This window comes from Aquimarina rhabdastrellae (assembly GCA_947387485.1).
In the GTDB taxonomy this organism is placed as follows: Bacteria; Bacteroidota; Bacteroidia; order Flavobacteriales; family Flavobacteriaceae; genus Aquimarina.
Genome location: CANDNT010000002.1, coordinates 601,164 through 619,392 on the forward strand (window position 1 = coordinate 601,164; position 18,229 = coordinate 619,392).

16 protein-coding genes and 1 pseudogene are annotated in these 18,229 nt (G+C 31.4%); 9 read left to right on the forward strand and 8 right to left on the reverse strand.

Translation table 11 applies throughout. From position 1 onward, the window contains the following. Positions 1 to 21: 21 nt before the first annotated feature. The 3 genes from ACYEKI_RS07260 to ACYEKI_RS07270 all read right to left on the reverse strand — a co-directional run bounded on the left by ACYEKI_RS07260 (position 22) and on the right by ACYEKI_RS07270 (position 5,277). Positions 22 to 615 carry a class I SAM-dependent methyltransferase gene (locus ACYEKI_RS07260; RefSeq protein ID WP_459210506.1) on the reverse strand — a complete coding sequence of 198 codons (594 nt, stop codon included), beginning with the start codon at positions 613 to 615 and terminating at the stop codon, positions 22 to 24. 70 nt (positions 616 to 685) lie between these two features. Then, the gene (mfd, locus tag ACYEKI_RS07265) at positions 686 to 4,066 is read right to left on the reverse strand and encodes a transcription-repair coupling factor (protein WP_459210507.1); all 3,381 of its coding nucleotides are present in this window, start codon (positions 4,064 to 4,066) and stop codon (positions 686 to 688) included. Positions 4,067 to 4,134: 68 nt separating this feature from the next. Continuing rightward, positions 4,135 to 5,277 carry an aminotransferase class V-fold PLP-dependent enzyme gene (locus ACYEKI_RS07270; protein ID WP_459210508.1) on the reverse strand — a complete coding sequence of 381 codons (1,143 nt, stop codon included), beginning with the start codon at positions 5,275 to 5,277 and terminating at the stop codon, positions 4,135 to 4,137. A gap of 195 nt (positions 5,278 to 5,472) precedes the next feature. Between ACYEKI_RS07270 and ACYEKI_RS07275 the strand changes: the two genes are divergently transcribed. Further along, positions 5,473 to 5,898: a TerB family tellurite resistance protein gene (locus ACYEKI_RS07275; RefSeq protein WP_459210509.1), complete on the forward strand. Its 426-nt coding sequence runs from the start codon at positions 5,473 to 5,475 to the stop codon at positions 5,896 to 5,898. A 40-nt stretch (positions 5,899 to 5,938) separates the two neighbouring features. Here the strand turns inward: ACYEKI_RS07275 and ACYEKI_RS07280 are convergent, their stop codons facing one another. The 5 genes from ACYEKI_RS07280 to fbp form a co-directional block, all read right to left on the reverse strand. After that, entirely contained in the window at positions 5,939 to 7,480 is a 1,542-nt protein-coding gene (locus ACYEKI_RS07280; protein WP_459210510.1) for a hybrid sensor histidine kinase/response regulator, read from the reverse strand. A gap of 7 nt (positions 7,481 to 7,487) precedes the next feature. Beyond that, positions 7,488 to 7,979, reverse strand: coding sequence for a Rab family GTPase (locus tag ACYEKI_RS07285; protein ID WP_459210511.1), 492 nt, complete (start codon positions 7,977 to 7,979; stop codon positions 7,488 to 7,490). Further along, entirely contained in the window at positions 7,966 to 8,790 is an 825-nt protein-coding gene (locus ACYEKI_RS07290) for a cell envelope biogenesis protein OmpA (RefSeq protein ID WP_459210512.1), read from the reverse strand. The genes ACYEKI_RS07285 and ACYEKI_RS07290 overlap by 14 nt, the downstream gene beginning before the upstream one ends. Positions 8,791 to 8,812: 22 nt before the next feature. Then, entirely contained in the window at positions 8,813 to 9,196 is a 384-nt protein-coding gene (locus tag ACYEKI_RS07295) for a fructose 1,6-bisphosphatase (protein WP_459210513.1), read from the reverse strand. Positions 9,197 to 9,387: 191 nt separating this feature from the next. Next, positions 9,388 to 10,395: a class 1 fructose-bisphosphatase gene (gene fbp / locus ACYEKI_RS07300; protein WP_459210514.1), complete on the reverse strand. Its 1,008-nt coding sequence runs from the start codon at positions 10,393 to 10,395 to the stop codon at positions 9,388 to 9,390. A 267-nt stretch (positions 10,396 to 10,662) separates the two neighbouring features. On the opposite strand from fbp, the gene ACYEKI_RS07305 reads away from it, so the two are divergent. The 8 genes and pseudogenes from ACYEKI_RS07305 (at position 10,663) to ACYEKI_RS07340 (ending at position 18,202) form a co-directional block, all read left to right on the forward strand. Beyond that, the gene (locus tag ACYEKI_RS07305) at positions 10,663 to 11,145 is read left to right on the forward strand and encodes a GNAT family N-acetyltransferase (RefSeq protein ID WP_459210515.1); all 483 of its coding nucleotides are present in this window, start codon (positions 10,663 to 10,665) and stop codon (positions 11,143 to 11,145) included. 6 nt (positions 11,146 to 11,151) lie between these two features. Then, positions 11,152 to 12,402 carry an aspartate kinase gene (locus tag ACYEKI_RS07310; RefSeq protein WP_459210516.1) on the forward strand — a complete coding sequence of 417 codons (1,251 nt, stop codon included), beginning with the start codon at positions 11,152 to 11,154 and terminating at the stop codon, positions 12,400 to 12,402. A 53-nt stretch (positions 12,403 to 12,455) separates the two neighbouring features. Then, positions 12,456 to 14,249 carry a GNAT family N-acyltransferase gene (locus ACYEKI_RS07315; RefSeq protein WP_459210517.1) on the forward strand — a complete coding sequence of 598 codons (1,794 nt, stop codon included), beginning with the start codon at positions 12,456 to 12,458 and terminating at the stop codon, positions 14,247 to 14,249. A 128-nt stretch (positions 14,250 to 14,377) separates the two neighbouring features. After that, positions 14,378 to 15,913 carry a hypothetical protein gene (locus ACYEKI_RS07320; RefSeq protein WP_459210518.1) on the forward strand — a complete coding sequence of 512 codons (1,536 nt, stop codon included), beginning with the start codon at positions 14,378 to 14,380 and terminating at the stop codon, positions 15,911 to 15,913. Between the two features lie 3 nt (positions 15,914 to 15,916). Next, positions 15,917 to 16,480 (forward strand): DUF6705 family protein, encoded by a 564-nt coding sequence (locus tag ACYEKI_RS07325; protein WP_459210519.1) that lies wholly within the window; start codon positions 15,917 to 15,919, stop codon positions 16,478 to 16,480. A 53-nt stretch (positions 16,481 to 16,533) separates the two neighbouring features. After that, complete coding sequence (locus ACYEKI_RS07330; RefSeq protein ID WP_459210520.1) at positions 16,534 to 16,692, forward strand: hypothetical protein; 159 nt, start codon at positions 16,534 to 16,536, stop codon at positions 16,690 to 16,692. A gap of 15 nt (positions 16,693 to 16,707) precedes the next feature. Further along, positions 16,708 to 17,094: pseudogene (locus ACYEKI_RS07335) on the forward strand (DUF6705 family protein); the annotation flags it as partial. Between the two features lie 91 nt (positions 17,095 to 17,185). Then, positions 17,186 to 18,202 carry a carboxypeptidase-like regulatory domain-containing protein gene (locus ACYEKI_RS07340; protein ID WP_459210521.1) on the forward strand — a complete coding sequence of 339 codons (1,017 nt, stop codon included), beginning with the start codon at positions 17,186 to 17,188 and terminating at the stop codon, positions 18,200 to 18,202. The last annotated feature ends 27 nt before the right edge of the window (positions 18,203 to 18,229 follow it).

Consider the following 18,229-nt stretch of genomic DNA (forward strand, 5'->3'; position numbering starts at 1 on the left):
TTGATAATTATCTTAAAGGCGTTAATCTATTTTCTTCTTTTGTAATACTAAGGTGGTCATACATCGTAAATTTTCTACTACCGAAGTTTTTACAGGTTCAATTTTATTTAAATCGTATTGTTGAATTAATGCGATAATATCTTCTTCTGCAAATAATAACCAAGTAGAACCATCTGGAGTGGTATAAATATCATCACCGATATGTTGATACTGTTTTAACCCGATAAGAGATGCTAGTCGTATAAAGAGTGTACCTCCGGGTTTAAGAACTCTTAGTAGCTCCGTAAACATTTGATGAAAATGTTCTCGATTTTTAGCAAAATGTAATACGGCATTACAAATGATATAATCAAAGTGTTCAGTTTTAAGCGGAATGTTAGCTAATTCGGCAGTTAGAAAGTTAGCTGCTTTGTTAGGAAAGTTTTGTTTACAAAGTTCAATTGCATCAGGGTTAATGTCGATTCCGTAGATATCGTATTGCTGTTTATAAAACCAATGTAAATTACGACCATGACCACAACCTGCATCTAGTATTTTATAAGAAGAATCAAATCTGTCTTTTAAAATTTGATCGAGTAAAAAGATGTCTGTGTGTCGTAAAGAATTTGGAATCATTTTAATGTTGTTAAGAATAAACTCTTCTTATCTAATTTTAGGTGACAACTAGATAAGAAGAGTATACTATTTATTGTGAAACTGAAGCTCTATCAAGTAAAGCTGATAAAGGTTGTAATGCTTTAAGCGCTTTGTCTACCGTAATAATATCATCAAAAGTTAATAATAAACGTAATCCATTACGAGTTTGCTTTTCTTTCATAGTACAAGTGCTTGAACTAGATTGAACAAAATGTAATACGGTAGTAAATACATCACTTTGATAAAAGTCAGATTGTTGATCGCTAATAAAATAACCAATCATACGCTCTTGTTTCATGATGATTTTTTCGATACCAATTGCTGTAGCGATCCACTTAATACGTACACTGTTGAGTAAATCAACGGCTTGTGTAGGTAACTCACCAAAACGATCGATTAAACGTTTCTCATAAGCCAATAATCCTGCTTCATCTTTGATCTCATTAAGCTCTGTATATAAATTTAAACGTTCTGCTATATTATTGATGTAATCATCTGGGAACAATAAAGAGAAATCGGTATCAATTTGAGTATCTTTTAGGTAAACTTTTTCTTTATCCTCATCTTTATAGAGTTCTTTAAATTCGTTTTCTTTTAATTCTTCTATAGCTTCGTTTAGGATTTTTTGATAGGTGTCAAAACCAATTTCGTTAATAAAACCACTTTGTTCTCCACCTAATAAATCTCCAGCACCACGGATTTCAAGATCTTTCATAGCGATATTGAATCCACTCCCTAGTGTAGAGAATTGTTCTAGAGCAGATATACGTTTTCTAGCATCTTCGGTCATAGCCGTATATGGAGGTGTAATAAAATAACAAAAGGCTTTTTTATTACTACGCCCTACACGTCCACGCATTTGATGTAGGTCAGAAAGTCCAAAGTTGTTGGCACTATTAATAAAAATAGTATTGGCATTAGGAACGTCAAGACCACTCTCAATAATAGTAGTAGAAACTAGTACATCAAATTCGTTATTCATAAACGAAAGCATTAATTCTTCTAGTTTTTTACCTTCCATTTGACCGTGACCAATAGCTATTTTAGCATCTGGAACTAATCGCTGTAACATTCCGGCTACTTCTTTAATATTTTCGATACGATTGTGGATAAAGAATACTTGTCCACCACGTTGAATCTCATAAGAAACGGCATCTCGAATAGCTTCTTCATTAAAACGAATGACATTAGTCTCGATAGGATAACGGTTAGGAGGCGGAGTTGTGATGGTAGATAAATCACGTGCAGCCATTAAACTGAACTGTAAAGTACGAGGAATAGGTGTAGCTGTAAGCGTAAGTGTATCTACATTTTCTTTGATTGTTTTTAATTTATCTTTTACCGATACCCCAAATTTTTGTTCTTCATCAATAATAAGTAATCCCAAATCTTTAAACTGAACGGATTTGTTGACCAATTGATGCGTACCTATGATGATATCCACTTTACCATCAGCAAGATCTGCAAGTGTTTCTTTTTTCTGTTTAGCTGTTTTAAAACGATTGAGATAATCTACCGTTACAGGAAAATCTTTGAGACGTTCTCTAAAGGTTTTTGCATGTTGAAAAGCAAGTACAGTGGTAGGTACCAAAATAGCAACTTGCTTACCATTATCGACGGCTTTAAATGCTGCTCTAATAGCAACTTCAGTCTTACCAAAACCTACATCACCACAAACTAAACGATCCATAGGACGTTCACTCTCCATATCTGCTTTTACCGCAGCAGTGGCAGTACTTTGATCGGGAGTATCTTCATAGATAAAAGAAGCTTCTAATTCGTGTTGTAGATAGCTATCAGGATTGTATTGAAATCCTTTTTGTAATCTACGTTTTGCATATAATTGTATAAGATTGAAGGCAATATGCTTAACACGTGCTTTGGTTTTTTGCTTTAATGTTTTCCAAGCTTTTGACCCTAATTTATAGAGTTGAGGTGTTTTACCATCTTTACCATTAAATTTTGAAATCTTATGGAGAGAATGTATGCTTAAGTATAGCACATCTCTTTCACCATAAATTAATTTGATAGCTTCTTGCTTTTTGCCTTCTACATCTATTTTTTGTAATCCACCAAATTTACCAATACCGTGATCGATATGAGTTACATAATCACCAATTTCTAGATTAGTTAACTCTTTTAAGGTTATAGATTGCTTTTTTGCATATCCATTTTTAAGATGGAATTTATGATAGCGTTCAAAGATTTGATGATCGGTATAACAAACCATTTTACTTTGATGATCAATAAAACCTTGATACATTGATAATACTATCGTTTTGTAATGTACTTCTTGATCAACATCATCAAAAATATCCTTAAAACGTTTGGCTTGTTGTTCGCTTACACAAAAGATATAATTGGTATATCCGTTTTCGTGATTTTGATTTAAATTTTCTATTAATAAGTCAAACTGCTTATTAAATGAAGGTTGTGGGGTTGTTTCGAATTTAAAAGCATGATCAGCTTTTAATAAAGGTTGTGAGTTTAATTCGACTAAATCAAAATCCAGTAATTCTTTTCGTATTAAAGCTGCATTACAAAATAATTCGGTAGGAGTACTGTGTTTTATTTCGCCAGAAAGTTTATCAAAAGTAATCTCAGCTTTTTCAAAGTTTTTATCAATGCGATTAGATAATGTCTCAAGATCTTTGCAGAAAATAACAGTTTTACTAGCAATGTATTTTAAGAAACTTTCCCTAGTTTCTTGCATTGCCTTGTTTTCTACATTGGGAATTATCGTAATGTTTTTAATTTGATTCGTGGATAATTGACTCTCCACATCAAATGCTCTAATACTATCTACCTCGTCTCCAAAAAACTCAATACGATAAGGTTCATCATTACTAAAAGAAAATACGTCAACAATACCTCCTCGAACAGAAAACTCACCAGGTTCGGTTACAAAATCAACACGTTTAAATTGATATTCAAATAAAACTTCGTTTACAAAATCAATAGAAATAGTATCATTTACATTGACCTTGAGGGTGTTTTTTTCTAATTCTTTTCGAGTAACAACTTTTTCAAATAAAGCATCTGGATAGGTGATGATTATCGCTGGTTTCTTTTTTGAATTAATGCGGTTAAGTACTTCTGCTCTTAATAGTACATTAGCATTATCGGTTTCTTCTATTTGATAAGGGCGGCGATAGCTACCAGGATAGAAGAGTACGCGGTCTTTGTCAATAAGTTGTTCTAAGTCATTAAGATAGTAGGCAGCTTCTTCTTTGTCATTAAGGATAACTACAAATGGTTTATTTGCAGTTTCAAATGTATTGGCAATGGCAAAAGATAGAGAAGACCCTATAAGATCTTTAATGTGGATGATGTTTTTGTTTGATGAATCGAAAGGTTGGGATATAAGTTTCCCTAGTTTCTGCAATTGCAGAGACTGAGAAAAAGCTTTCGAGATAGTTGCTTTACTCACTAGGCTAGATTTTTAAAAAAGGAATGCAAAGATACTCTATTCTATAGAATTATAATAAAATCAAAAAGTTAAAAGCATCGTAATAAATGATCAAAATCTTCTGGAGTGTTATAAACATTACAAGAGATACGAATAGCATCACCTCTATAAGAAACGTAAATTTGCTCATCTAGAAAACGTTCTTTTAGCGCATCTATATTAACCGTATTAGGCAAATACACTCCAAACAAATGATGAGCACGATAATTATCATCTTCGATAAAACATCCTTTTGCTCGTAATGTTTGTACAGCTTCACTAGAAATGTTTTTGCAGTATTCCTGAATTTGAACAGGTTGCCATGCTATAAGTTGCTCAAGTGCTTTAATAAACATAGGTGTTAAAACAAAATTACTTGATTCTCCTACCGAGTAACGTCCAGCCTTTTCTTGATAATGCTCTTGATACTGCGTGAGTTTTGAGAAGTTTTCACTCTCTAATCTATTCATCCAATTGTGTTCTATAGGAGTTCCTTCATTAAATCGATCACTATAATAGGCCATACCGATAGAATAAGGACCTAATAACCATTTATATCCACCACAAATGAGTGCATCGGGTTGTATTTCTGTAGCAGAGAAAGGGAGTGCACCTACACTTTGTGTACCATCAATGATTAATGCTGCTTGATATTGATTGGTTTTTTTTCGTATTGTTTTTAAATCAAACAAAGTACCATCTGCCCAATGAATATGTGGCATAGCTACAACTGCTGTTTTTTGCGTAATGGAATTTAAAATAGCCTCATTCCACAATTTTCCTCGAGAAGTAAAAGTATCTGGAGGCGAGATGGTTTTTATGATAGCACCATGTTGTTTTGCAACTTCTTTCCAATGATATACATTACTAGGGAACTGTTGATCTACAACTAAGATCTCGTCACCAGCTTGAAGCGGAATGTTTTTTGCGGCATTGGCAATGCCATAAGAAACAGAAGGAATGATTGCGGTGTTTTTATAATCTGAAGCTTTTATAAGAGTAGCAAAACGTTGTTTTAATAGGGTACGTTCTGTAAAAAAATCTTCGGGTGAGATGGTAAACGGAAAGCATTTTCGTTGTACACTTTGAATACCAATTTCTGTACAATCTTTTAATTGAGGGGCCATATAAGCACCGTTTAGATAAGTTACATTATCGGGGAGATCAAAAAGGTGTTTTTGGTTATTAAGCATAAGTTTTTTGTTTGCTTAAAATTAGGGTAATCTTATGTAGATAAGCAAACTAAGAGATGTTAAAGAACCTATAAAAGATGTGGTAATTAGATCATTTTGGAGTGAAATACGCTAAAAAATGAAAATGAAATGAGTTTAGATTTTAAAAGGAACGTAGATTGATTATATTTGCAACTCTAAAATTAAGATTAAGATATGTCTTTTAACGATTTATTTGAAAGTGGTAAACACAGACGTCACGTAGGGCACTTTGCTGCTATTGTTACGTTAGCGACTAGTAATGGTACAATTAGTGAAAGCGAGCAAGCGTTGATAGATCGTTTTGCACGTAAATTAGATATTAACGAAGCAGAATATAAAGAAATACTAGAGAATCCTACTGGATATCCAATCAATCCACCAAACTCTAGAGGAAAACGTCTAGAGCGTATTTATGATTTATTTAAAATCATTTATGCAGATCACAAAATGGATGAGCAAGAATGTATGTTGATTAATCGCTACGCCATAGGATTAGGATTTGACGAAGAAGATGCTGGGAAAATCATCAAGCGTTCTGAAAAGATATTTGGAGGTCAAATTCCTTATGAGGATTATATATATCTTTTAGAAAAAGAGTAATAAATACGCATAGTATTTTAGATATCAAAAAAAGACTGCTTTATTGAGCAGTCTTTTTTTGTAAATGTTTAGCGATTTTATTTAAAAGATCATCTTGTTCAAAAGGTTTTCCTATAAAATCATCCATGCCAGCTTTTAAGCATTTATCTCTTTCTGCTTCTGTCGCTTTTGCAGTAAAACCTATAATAGGTACATCGGCTATTTCTTTGTCACCATAGTGATTTCTTATAATATGAGTAGTTTTATAGCCATCCATCACGGTCATTTTTATATCCATTAAAATGACATCATAAAAGCGTTTCTCTACATATTTGATAGCCTGCTCACCATTCATAGCTACATCTACATAAAAACTACCGTGATTAATCAATATTTTCATGACTAAATATTGATTAACCTCTTCATCATCAACTAATAATACCTTGAACTTTTGATCACTAGTAGGAAGTTTAAATTTCTTTTTCTTCTTAGGTTTAGGAGTAGCAGTTTTTAAAATATCAAATTGAAAAGGAAGATTAATACTAAATGTAGTACCTTCATTAACAATACTAGTGACTTTTATATCACCTTGTAAAGCCTCTACTAAGCTTTTTACAATGGCAAGCCCTAGTCCAGTTCCGCTTCTTCGTTGGTCGTTTTGTAAACGAGTAAAACGTTCAAAAACTTTAGGAATACTTTTCTCTGGTATACCTACACCAGTATCACTTATTTTAAAGTTAATACTTAGTTTATTGGTGCGTTGATAGTTCTTTGCAATGGTAAAACTCACCTTACCTTCATCTGTAAATTTGAAGGCATTATTAAGTATGTTGTTTAAAATTTGATGTAATCTAGTTTTATCGCTTATTAAAGATTCTTGAATATTAGGATCAACATACATCTCGAATTCAATACCTTTTTTCTCTGCAATTTTGGTATAAGTTTCTTTAAAACCTTTAATTAAATCATGAAACTTAAATCGTTCGTGAATAATATTAAGTTGCCCAGCTTCGATCTTTGAGATATCAACCATATCTTCAATAAGTGCGCCTAGATGTTTGCTTTCGCGCTTGATGATACGAACGAGCTCTTCTTGTTCAAAGGAGAGTTTTGTTTTTTCAAGAACTTCGATAAACCCCATGATTCCGGTAAGCGGAGTTCTAATTTCGTGATTGATATTAGCAATGAAGTTATTTTTAAAATTTTCCTTCTCTACTAGATATTCATTTTTGAGTTCTAACTCTCTTGATTTAAGTATAGACTCATTCTTTTGTTGAGCAATTTGATTTAACTCATTATATTTTTGAGTATAGTCAAAAAGCATTATGATAATTTCACTAAGATCCAACTTGATAGTAACATCACATATGCGTTCTAAGTTGTTTTCTTCAAGGTGAATACATGGGAAACTATATTCTGTTATCGTATTTTCATCGTCTAATAAGAACCCCCTTAAAATCTCAAAGAAAGGATGAGCATCATAAATAGAACTTCCTTTTTTCCATGAGAAAAGGTTATTATCTGTAGTGGTTATGATTCCGTCATGAGATAAAGTGATAAGTTGAATTCTTTGATTAAAATGTAATTTCCCGTCTATACTCATGATATTCTTATTTTGTAAGTTCTTCGGCTAATTCTATAAAAAAATCAGAGACATTCTTATTGGTTTTAGCACTAGTTAAACAGTCGTATGGGGTAGCATTTTCTTTAAGCTGCTTTTTAATCTCTTTTTCGTTAACCTTATCAAGCTTATTTCCTATAATGCGTATAATAACATTAGGGTAATTTGATTTTAGATATGCGATATCGTCATTTAAATTCTCATAAGTATCTGATCGAGTAAGATCAAATACATAAACAAAAGCATGAGACCCTAATAAATAAGATTTACGAGTGTTTTCTATTTCTTGATGACCCTCTGTATCCCAGATTACCATAGAAAGTTCTATTCCACTAGGTAATGTAATAACTTTCTTTTTGATTTGAACTCCTAGAGTCACTTTGTAATCTTCAGAAAAGGCATCGTCTATAAATCTTCTGAAAAGAGAAGTTTTTCCTACTCCAAAATGTCCTAAAAGCACTACTTTTTTAGACAATTTCATCGGCAAAATGTTTTTTTAATTTTTGTGTAAATAATTGATTGTTTTCTAAATCTCTTCTAGAAATATGGTTTTTGGCAAAATCCAATATCTGATCTTCAAGTACTTCTTTAAACATTATACTATATGCACCAGAAATAACTGCAGCGATATAATAAGAATAGAAGTTTTGAATATGAATTTTATATAATTCATAATCTATAGCTTCAAGATTTTGTTCACCTCCTTCAAAAGCATCTTCAACAAAACTCTTTATTGCAGTAAGCATTCCTGCTACCATATCTTTATCAATGGTATCATTTCCTACAGGACTATAATCTGCAATTAAAATTCCAGAATTCTTTTCAATAACGAAAAGTTGAATCAATCTTGGTTTTGCATAATCTGCAATAGCAAGATCACCAACACTTACACCTTGTGCTCTAGCTTTGGCTTTTTTAAACCAATTTTTAAATGAAAAAGCATTTTTGGTTTTTTGAGTAATATTTTCGCTTAAGATTTTAATTTCATGAGCGATATATTTTTTAATCATTTTCCCGATAATAGGAAACAATGCTTCTACTACAGCATCTTGAGAATTTTTAATCTCTTCTTTTAGTGTTTTGGTAATTGTAGGTCCTAGAGTAGAAGGGATTTCTTTAACAAAATCATCAAGGCGATCATCAATAATAGGATCTATTTTTTGAGAAAGCTTTTCTTGATGATGTAATACTTGATAGATTGTATTCACTCTTTTTGCCATAGAATCAACAAACTCTTTCTCTTCTGTGAGCAGAAGAGTTTTTAGCAATGCTAGTTTGTCTTTTTCTTCCATAACTTGGGGGTGAGTACTAGAATTATTGATTTATTTTTTCACCCATAGCAATAAGTAAATCACCAAGCATTTTGCGATTTACTTTTTTGTCTTCAAGATCGTCTATTTTGTCATTTAAAGAATCCTCTAATTCGGTGATACGGATATTGATATCTGTATTAAGATTATCAATAGTTTGTAGTAATTCTTTTCTAGTATCTTCTATAAAATTTTCAAGATCTTGTTTTTTGTCTTCAAGATCTTTTTTTATGGCATCAAACTCAGAGTTATACTCGGCAATATTTTCTCCAAAAATAAGATTCTTAATCGCTTCAATTTTTGAAGAAGCTTCCGCATTACCAGTATTAGGTGCTTGATTCTCCACCACTGAAACTTGTTCAGCTTTATCTTTTTGATGTTTTGCCATATTAGTGTCAAGTTAGTAGTTAAACTATGTAAAAATAACCATAAATACGATAAATCCAATGGTTAATAGGGATTTATGCACTTGATCAGCTTATAAACCTTAGGATATAAGTGTAGTGTTATTTGTAAATAATTATAAAATAGACGGATAGCATAAATTATATCTATAAACAGTTTTGTGAAGAAAACAGCTTAATTATGTTCTTTCATAAAGAATTCTGCTTTTTCAACCATGTTTTTACTTCCACAAATAAACGGTACACGTTGATGGAGTTCTGTAGGTTTGATATCCATAATACGTCTAAAACCATCACTAGCTCTTCCTCCAGCTTGTTCTGCAATAAATGCAATAGGATTACACTCATAGAGTAATCTTAGTTTACCGTTAGGAGACTTAGCAGTACTAGGATACATATAGATACCACCTTTAATCATATTGCGGTGAATATCGCTTACTAAAGAACCAATATAGCGAGAAGTATAAGGACGATCTTCTTTTTCTTCTTGACAATATTTAATAAAATCTTTTATCCCTTGAGGGAAATGCACATAATTACCTTCGTTTACCGAATAGATTTTTCCATTTTCTGGAAACTGCATATTAGGATGAGAAAGGTAATAAGTACCTAATGCAGGGTTTAATGTAAAGCCATTTACACCATGTCCAGTTGTATATACTAGCATGGTCGAAGTTCCATAAACAATATAACCTGCAGCAACTTGTAGATTACCAGGCTGTAAAAAATCATCTAAAGTAACAGGCGTACCTTCTGGTGTAACTCTACGATAAATAGAAAATATTGTTCCTACAGAAACATTAACATCGATGTTTGAACTTCCGTCAAGAGGATCGATTAAAACAACATATTTGTTTTTGTTGTCATTGCGTTGCCCAGTAATCGTAATAAAATCATCATTTTCTTCAGAAGCAATACCGCAAACAATTTCTCTATTAGTAAGTGATTTAATAAAGGTTTCATTGGCCAAAACATCTAGTTTTTGCTGATCTTCACCTTGAACATTTGTTTCTCCTATAGCACCAGTGATATCAACTAAGCCTGCTTTATTTACTTCGTGATTTACCATTTTTGCGGCTAATCGTATAGAGTTAATCAAGCGAGATAATTCCCCATTAGCATAAGGGAATTCAGATTGGTTTTCGATAATAAATTCTCCTAGCGTTTGATTTTTTTTAGCCATGAAATGATGGATTTTAGTTTTTGCAAAAATATTATTTTTTTACCAACTATAACGTTTTCGTTTGTGTAAATAGTTTTTAGAATAAGATTTGATTAAAAATAACAAGTGCTTTTTTTCTTTATATAAAAAACTTTTAAAGTATAAGTTTTTTTATATAAGTGAGATACGAAGAGATTTGTAAGTGTTTTTATGAAATAAAATAAGAAGTTTTAAACCAGTATGATTTAGTGTAGACTTAATTTTTTAGATTTGAAAAACTTTTTATTTATGGACTTTAGTATTAGAGATGCAGTACAAGAGGATATGTCCCAAGTATTGGATTTAATTCAGGAGTTAGCCGATTTTGAAAAAGAACCAGATGCAGTTGATATTACGGTTGATGATTTAATCAAAGAAGGATTTGGAACGCAGCCTTTATTTAAATGTTTTGTGGCAGAAATGAATGAAGAAATCATAGGAGCTGCAATTATCTATGATCGTTTTTCTACATGGAAAGGACGTACAGTACATCTTGAAGATCTAATAGTTAAGGCTTCTATGAGAAAAAAGGGAATAGGTAAAGCATTATATACTCGTGTGATGCATTATGCAAAAGATAAAGGGGTAAAGCGAGTAGAATGGGTAGTGCTAGATTGGAATACTAATGCTATTGATTTTTATGAAAAAAGTGGAGCTACGTTACTTAAAGATTGGTACTTAGTACAAATGAGTGAAAAAGGATTAGCTACTTTTGTTAATCAAAATGTGTAATTCTATATGAAGGTTTATAAGTTTGGAGGAGCATCTGTAAAAGATGCAGAAGGTGTAAGAAATGTAGGTGATATATTAAAACGTGTTGGATATAAAGAAACTGTAGTTGTTATATCGGCTATGGGAAAAACAACCAATGCGCTCGAAGTAATTGTGGATGCGTATCTAAAAAAATCCCCAAAATTATCAGAGTTGATTTATAAACTAAAAGAGTTTCATTATCAAATCGTTTTTGAGTTGTTTGAAACAAAAGAGCATGAGGTTTTTAATAAAATAGCCTTGCTTTTTGATGCTCTAGAAACAGTATTGAAAGTCAATAAATCAACAATTTATGATTATGTATACGATCAGATCGTAGGTTATGGAGAGTTGATTTCTACAACTATAGTAAGTATTTACCTTAATGAAATAGGGATAACGAATGATTGGTTAGCAGCAGGAGAAGTTATCAAAACTAATAGTGTATTTCGTGACGCAAAGGTAGATTGGGAATATACACAACAAGCAATTAATAATCAGGTTAACCAGCAAGGTTTAACCATTACTCAAGGGTTTATAGGAGCAGATGAGCATAATTTTATGACAACATTAGGCAGGGAAGGAAGTGATTATACTGCTGGGATTTTTGCGTATTGTTTAAATGCAAATGAAGTAAGTATATGGAAAGACGTCCCTGGAGTGTTAAATGCAGATCCTAGAATTTTTAAAGAAACACAATTGCTAGAACAGATTTCTTATGAAGAAGCAATTGAATTGGCCTTTTATGGAGCATCTGTAATACACCCTAAAACTTTACAACCATTACAACGAAAAGAAATTCCGTTATACGTAAGGTCTTTTGTGAATCCAGAAGCAAAAGGAACTAAGGTGACCAAAGGGCAAGCACTAGAACCTTATGTTCCATGTTTTATTGTTAAGAAGCATCAAGTATTAATTTCTTTATCAACATTGGATTTCTCATTTATGCTTGAAGAAAATATAAGTGAACTATTTAGTTTATTCCATGAACATCAAATAAAAGTCGATGTAATTCAAAATTCAGCGATTAGTTTCTCGGTATGTGTAGAAAATAAATTCAATACGTTAGAAAACTTATTAACAGCATTAAAAGGAAGATTCAAAATCAATTGCGAAAAGGATGTAACACTATATACAATACGACATTTTACACAAGAAGAGGTAGCCAAAATAAGAACAGGAAAAACGATTCTACTAGAGCAAATAGCAGGAGAAACGTATCAAATGATTACAAAATAGTATAAGCTGTTTCACGAAATTACTATATTTGTAGTTAGCACAAAAATTATTGAATGGCGATAGTTACCGCAAAAGATATAGCCAAAGGGCTAAAACTGGATAGATTTGGATTTTTAGGTACAGGTATTGGATGGATAATTCTTAAGGTTACAAGAATATCCAAAATTAATCGTCACTACAATTCTATTGCTCATTATGAAGGAATAGAATTTGTGGAAAAAGTGCTGGAATTATACGGTGTAACCTTTGAAATTCCAGAAGAAGATTTAAAAAGACTTCCTAAAAATGGTCCTTTTATAACGTTGTCTAATCACCCTCTAGGAGGATTAGATGGGGTATTGTTGCTTAAATTGATGTTAGAGCATAGAGCTGACTATAAAATTATAGCAAATTTCTTATTGCATGGTTTTAAGCCGCTTAAGCCATTTATTATGCCTGTAAACCCTTTTGAGAATCATAAAGAATCAAAATCTAGTTTACAAGGAATAAAAGAAGCTATCCTTCATTTAAAAAACGGAAAACCATTGGGAATATTTCCTGCAGGTGAAGTTTCTACATATAAAGAAGGTAAAGACATTGTTGATAAACCGTGGGAACCTGCGATTATGAAACTGGTTCAAAAAGCAAAAGTTCCTGTGATTCCAGTTTATTTTCATGCGCGTAACAGTAGGTTGTTTTATAGATTATCTGCTATAAGTGATACGTTGAGAACAGCGAAATTACCTAGCGAACTTTTTACTCAAGAGAATCGTGTTATAAAAGTACGAATAGGAAACCCTGTATCGGTCAAAGATCAAGAAGAACATGCAAGCTTAGAAGAGTTGACTAACTTTTTACGTAAGAAGACGTATATGTTGGCAAATCCTTATGAGAAGAAACCTTTATTAGAGAGCATTCCTCAAAATCTTAAAATTCCTAAATCTCCTAAAGCTATTGCAGGAGAAGGAAATATTGCTGCAATTGAAGCCGAATTAAAATATTGTAGAGAGAACGATAAACGTTTATTATCAAGTAAGAATTATGAAGTGTTCTTGGCAAAGAAAGAATGTATTCCTAATATTTTACATGAGATAGGACGCTTACGCGAAATTACTTTTAGAGCCATAGGGGAAGGAACAAATCAATCTCTTGATTTAGATCCTTTTGATGAATATTATCACCATATGTTTTTATGGGATAATAAAGAAAATCGTCTAGCAGGAGCTTATCGTATGGGGATGGGATCACAGATATATAAATCTTATGGTATCGATGGATTCTATCTACAAGACTTGTTCAGGTTTGAACCAGAACTTTATAAAATGATGAGCGAGTCTATAGAAATGGGACGCGCATTTATCATTAAAGAATATCAACAACGTCCTATGCCATTGTTCTTATTATGGAAAGGGATTGTACATTGTACTTTACGCTTTCCAGAACATAAATATTTAATAGGAGGAGTGAGTATTAGTAATAAGTTTAGTAATTTCTCTAAGTCATTGATGATAGAGTTTATGAAATCACATTATTACGATCCATATGTTGCACAATATGTAAGACCTAAAAAAGAATTTAAAGTAAAGCTTAAAGATGCCGATAAAGACTTTGTCTTTGATGAGAGTAGAAGTGACCTTAATAAGTTTGATAAGATTATAGACGAGATAGAACCAGGAAGTCTTAGAATTCCTGTATTGATAAAAAAATACATAAAACAAAATGCAAAAGTGGTTGCATTTAATGTAGATCCACTATTTAATAATGCAGTAGATGGCTTAATGTATATAAGGATAGCCGATCTCCCAGAAAGTACAGTGAAACCCGTTATGGAAGAGTTTCAAGCAGAATTAGAAAAAAAGGTGTTTTAATTAAACACCTTTTTTTGTGGAATACTGTTTGTATGATAATATAAGATTGATTCTGAATAGAATAATACAAGTTGTAATTACGTGAATGCCATAAATTAGTATTCTTAATTTTAATAAGAAATACATTTATGATCAAAAAACAATTTTTAAAAATGATTATGCTTATAAGTCTTTTGGGATTTATAGGATGTCAAGATGATGAGATTAATATAGAAACCACTACCAATGAATTTAGTTTTAAAGTCAAACAACTAACACTTTCTGATCTATCTAAGGATAAAAAAGTGACAACATTATTATCAAAGCACATTGATCGGTCAAAAGAGAAAAAAGAATCTCAAAAACAAGAAGAATTGATTCTTTTAACCGAAACAATTACCTATTTAGAAATAAAAGATAAATATTCTTATACGTTTGAGTTAGAAGGAGAAGAAGGTGATCCTATACTAAAAAATTTAGTTGTTACATTTTTTGAAGAGGGTACTTATATTAGTGATATAGTAACATATCATTTTACCCCTGAAGAACGTGTGTTATTTAATGCAGGAGAAAATATTGACTTAGACGGAAAGGTAACGTCATCTCCTATAGACATTGAATCAGATATACTACAAGATCTCTTGAGTAAAAATAGATCGTCTGGAGATTGTAGAAGAAGTATCTGGCATTATAATACAGGAGTAGGGGTAATCTATTTTGATACTAGAGAAGATTGTGAAAATGAACACGGAGTAGGATCATGTGGAGAGTATGTGTATGTAGTGACGCGTGGATGTGGAGAAGGTGAGGATCCAGAAGACGATGCAGGAGATTCTGGATCTGGAGGCGGTGCTACTACAGGTACAACATTAGGAGGTAATGGATCTATTCATGATACAGGAATCACAATACCAACAGGAGGAGTTAATGTACAACAACAAATACTAACAGAAGCACAGCATATAGAAAAACTAAAAGAACAAATACAAAGAGTTACAGGATTACAGCAGCGTATATCAAATTTTAAATCAAGAATAAGTACTGAGTTTTTAGAAGATGGAGCTGTTTTTGATGTAACGATAGATGACCAAGGAAATTATAATGCAAGAGAGTTTCCTGCAACGGTAAGGAAACCAAAAAATGTAACTATAGAGTATAGTTCTAAATCACTGGTGTCTATGCATTTTCATCCAGAAGAATTTAAAGAGAAACTAAGCGATGGGAGTACGATAACTAAAACAAGTATACCTATTTTTTCCATTGGTGATATAAAAAGTTTTACGCAACTTTTTATATATCGACAATTAAGAAAACCAGATGATATCAATAATGGTAATATTACAGATATTCTAGTTGCTGAACCTACAGAAATATTAGGATCAGGACCTAGACCATCTCTACAACTTAATTCTGGAGTGTATGCGTTAAGAATAAGTGACATAGGACAATTGTGGGAAATAAATAGAATATTAAATACTAGAGAAGGAGAAAAAGAATTAAAAGAGAAATATGAAAGATTTATAATTGAAAAATGTAACCTTGGAGAAAATCAATGTTTTTTAACGCAATTTATAGATTTTATAAATACGGTTAAACTGGAGGGTTTATCACAAACAGGCTTAGGAATAGCGGTATATCTAGCTATAGAAACGAATGGATCAATCACTAACTGGAGAAAATTATAAAAAATGAAAAAAATAATATTTATAGTATTACTACTATTAATTGATAATACGATACAAGCGCAGGAAATTATTGTGTTAGAAAATCAAAGAGGAAATGTGAATTTTGAAACAAAATATTATTATAAAGACGTTAATGGAGTTCTAGATAAGTTTTTAGGTACCTGGAGAAATCAAAATTCTAATGAATTTTTTGAGATTACATTTACTAAAAAAATAAAATACGATCAGCAAAATTATTTTATAGATTGGTTAACTAGTCGATATAAATATATCAAGAATGGAGAAGTTATTTTTGATACCACTCCAAGATTACAGCCTAGTGGGAGTGCACCAGATCATAATGTTTTTGGAGCTGTGATTTATGCTGATGATTTAAATAAAATAAAATTATTATACAGTGAACCAACAGATGAGTTTGATTATGATGGAGTAGTTCACTTAACATATAACCCTAATAATGATACACTAGAGTGGTATATAGAGGTGGCATTAGATGTATTAGATAACGGAGAATTACATTATCCTTATAAGGTACCTTATAGTTTAGTTTTAACCAAAGTAAACTAAGAGCAACAAATAAACAGCCTGTTTTATAGCAGGCTGTTTGCATATTATAAAAAATGAAAAAGTTATTAATTATAGTAGTATTACTAATAAGTAATACAATACAGGCACAAGAGATTATACCTATTGAAAATCAAAAAGGACATATAAATTATGAAACAAAATATTATTTTAAAGATGTTAATGGAGTAATGGATAAGTTTTTAGGTACCTGACGATATCAAAGTTCTAATGGATTTTTTGAGATTACATTTACCAAAATTATAAAAAAAGATATGGGGAATTTTTATGATGATTTATTAACTAGTCGTTATAAGTATATCAAGAATGGAGAAGTTGTTTTTGATACCACTCCAAGATTACAGCCAAGTGGAAGTGCACCAGATCATAATGTTTTTGGATCTACGATCTATGTAGAAGATTTAAATAAGATAGAATTATTGTATGGTGAACCAACAGATGAGTTTGATTATGATGGGATAGTTCACTTAACATATAACCCTAATAATGACTCACTAGAGTGGTATATAGAGGTAGCATTAGATGTATTAGATAACGGAGAATTACATTATCCTTATAAGGTACCTTATAGTTTAGTTTTAACCAAAGTAAACTAAGAAGTAATGAGAGTTGTTTTATGTAATAACGTAATGTCTTAATAAATTGTATATATTTAAATACAAGTATTATATTAAAAACTCTTACTCAATGATAATTAGTAAAACAGGAATTATAAAATACTGTTTGTTATTACTATGCTGTTTCTATTCTTCGTATATGCATAGTCAAGAATTTATAAAAGGTATTGTTTATGATCAAAAAAACAAAGAACCTATAGAAGGAGCTGTAATCTATTTTGATGGGACAACAAGAGGAACAGTAAGTGATCAAAATGGGGTTTTTGAGATCGATTATATAGCTAATGTTCCTTTGGTGATTTCTTTTTTAGGATATAAAAATAAATACCTTGAAGTTACCTCTACAGAAGATATCACAATCTACCTAGAAGAAACACTTGAAGAATTAGATACTGTTTTTCTTGAAAAAGACCCATGGTCTAGAGAAAGGAAAATGAACTACTTTTTAAGAGAATTTATAGGAACTCAAGACATAAGACGCTATTGTAAAATCAAAAATAAAAAGAAAATAAAGCTACAATATATTCCTTCAGAAGATGCATTGTATGCAAGTGCTCAAGAACCTTTGATTATTGAAAATACCTATTTAGGGTATACCATAACATACCATTTACAGGATTTTAAAATACAGTTTAATAAAGGCGGAATGCTAAGAACTATATATGGGGTATATTATTCTGGAACTAGTTTGTTTACTGAGCAACGTAAAAAAACAAAGAAGAAGCATATAACAAATAGAGAAAAAGTGTATAAGGGATCGTCTTTGAACTTTATGAGAGCATTAGCAAGCGAAAAGTTGACTTCTCAAGAGTTTGATATTTTTTACAAAGGCTTTAAAAGTGATCCCAAAACTGTTTTTAAAATAGTTCCTCATAATGCATTGACCGAAGTAAGTATACAAGTAAAGGAAAAGGTGAGTATTTTTTATCAAGGATATGAACAAACAGATATGTGGTTAGCAAAAGGAACGCCTTCTTTTTTTATTGATAAGCTAGGTAATTATACTCCAGCTTCTGAAGTATTGTTTACAGGAGGTTTTTCTAGGAGAAAAATAGCAAAAATGTTACCACTTAATTTTGGTTTATGACAAACAACAAGTAAAATAAATTTATAT

What these genes read in the sequence shown, in the direction of transcription:
- ACYEKI_RS07315 (WP_459210517.1), top strand. Translation starts at nt 12,456, where the DNA reads ATGGCGATAGTTACCGCAAAAGATATAGCCAAAGGGCTAAAACTGGAT.
- ACYEKI_RS07270 (WP_459210508.1), bottom strand. Translation starts at nt 5,277, where the DNA reads ATGCTTAATAACCAAAAACACCTTTTTGATCTCCCCGATAATGTAACT.
- ACYEKI_RS07280 (WP_459210510.1), bottom strand. Translation starts at nt 7,480, where the DNA reads ATGAGTATAGACGGGAAATTACATTTTAATCAAAGAATTCAACTTATC.
- ACYEKI_RS07285 (WP_459210511.1), bottom strand. Translation starts at nt 7,979, where the DNA reads ATGAAATTGTCTAAAAAAGTAGTGCTTTTAGGACATTTTGGAGTAGGA.
- ACYEKI_RS07290 (WP_459210512.1), bottom strand. Translation starts at nt 8,790, where the DNA reads ATGGAAGAAAAAGACAAACTAGCATTGCTAAAAACTCTTCTGCTCACA.
- ACYEKI_RS07320 (WP_459210518.1), top strand. Translation starts at nt 14,378, where the DNA reads ATGATCAAAAAACAATTTTTAAAAATGATTATGCTTATAAGTCTTTTG.
- fbp (WP_459210514.1), bottom strand. Translation starts at nt 10,395, where the DNA reads ATGGCTAAAAAAAATCAAACGCTAGGAGAATTTATTATCGAAAACCAA.
- ACYEKI_RS07310 (WP_459210516.1), top strand. Translation starts at nt 11,152, where the DNA reads ATGAAGGTTTATAAGTTTGGAGGAGCATCTGTAAAAGATGCAGAAGGT.
- ACYEKI_RS07275 (WP_459210509.1), top strand. Translation starts at nt 5,473, where the DNA reads ATGTCTTTTAACGATTTATTTGAAAGTGGTAAACACAGACGTCACGTA.
- ACYEKI_RS07305 (WP_459210515.1), top strand. Translation starts at nt 10,663, where the DNA reads ATGGACTTTAGTATTAGAGATGCAGTACAAGAGGATATGTCCCAAGTA.
- ACYEKI_RS07330 (WP_459210520.1), top strand. Translation starts at nt 16,534, where the DNA reads ATGAAAAAGTTATTAATTATAGTAGTATTACTAATAAGTAATACAATA.
- ACYEKI_RS07340 (WP_459210521.1), top strand. Translation starts at nt 17,186, where the DNA reads ATGATAATTAGTAAAACAGGAATTATAAAATACTGTTTGTTATTACTA.
- ACYEKI_RS07295 (WP_459210513.1), bottom strand. Translation starts at nt 9,196, where the DNA reads ATGGCAAAACATCAAAAAGATAAAGCTGAACAAGTTTCAGTGGTGGAG.
- ACYEKI_RS07325 (WP_459210519.1), top strand. Translation starts at nt 15,917, where the DNA reads ATGAAAAAAATAATATTTATAGTATTACTACTATTAATTGATAATACG.
- ACYEKI_RS07260 (WP_459210506.1), bottom strand. Translation starts at nt 615, where the DNA reads ATGATTCCAAATTCTTTACGACACACAGACATCTTTTTACTCGATCAA.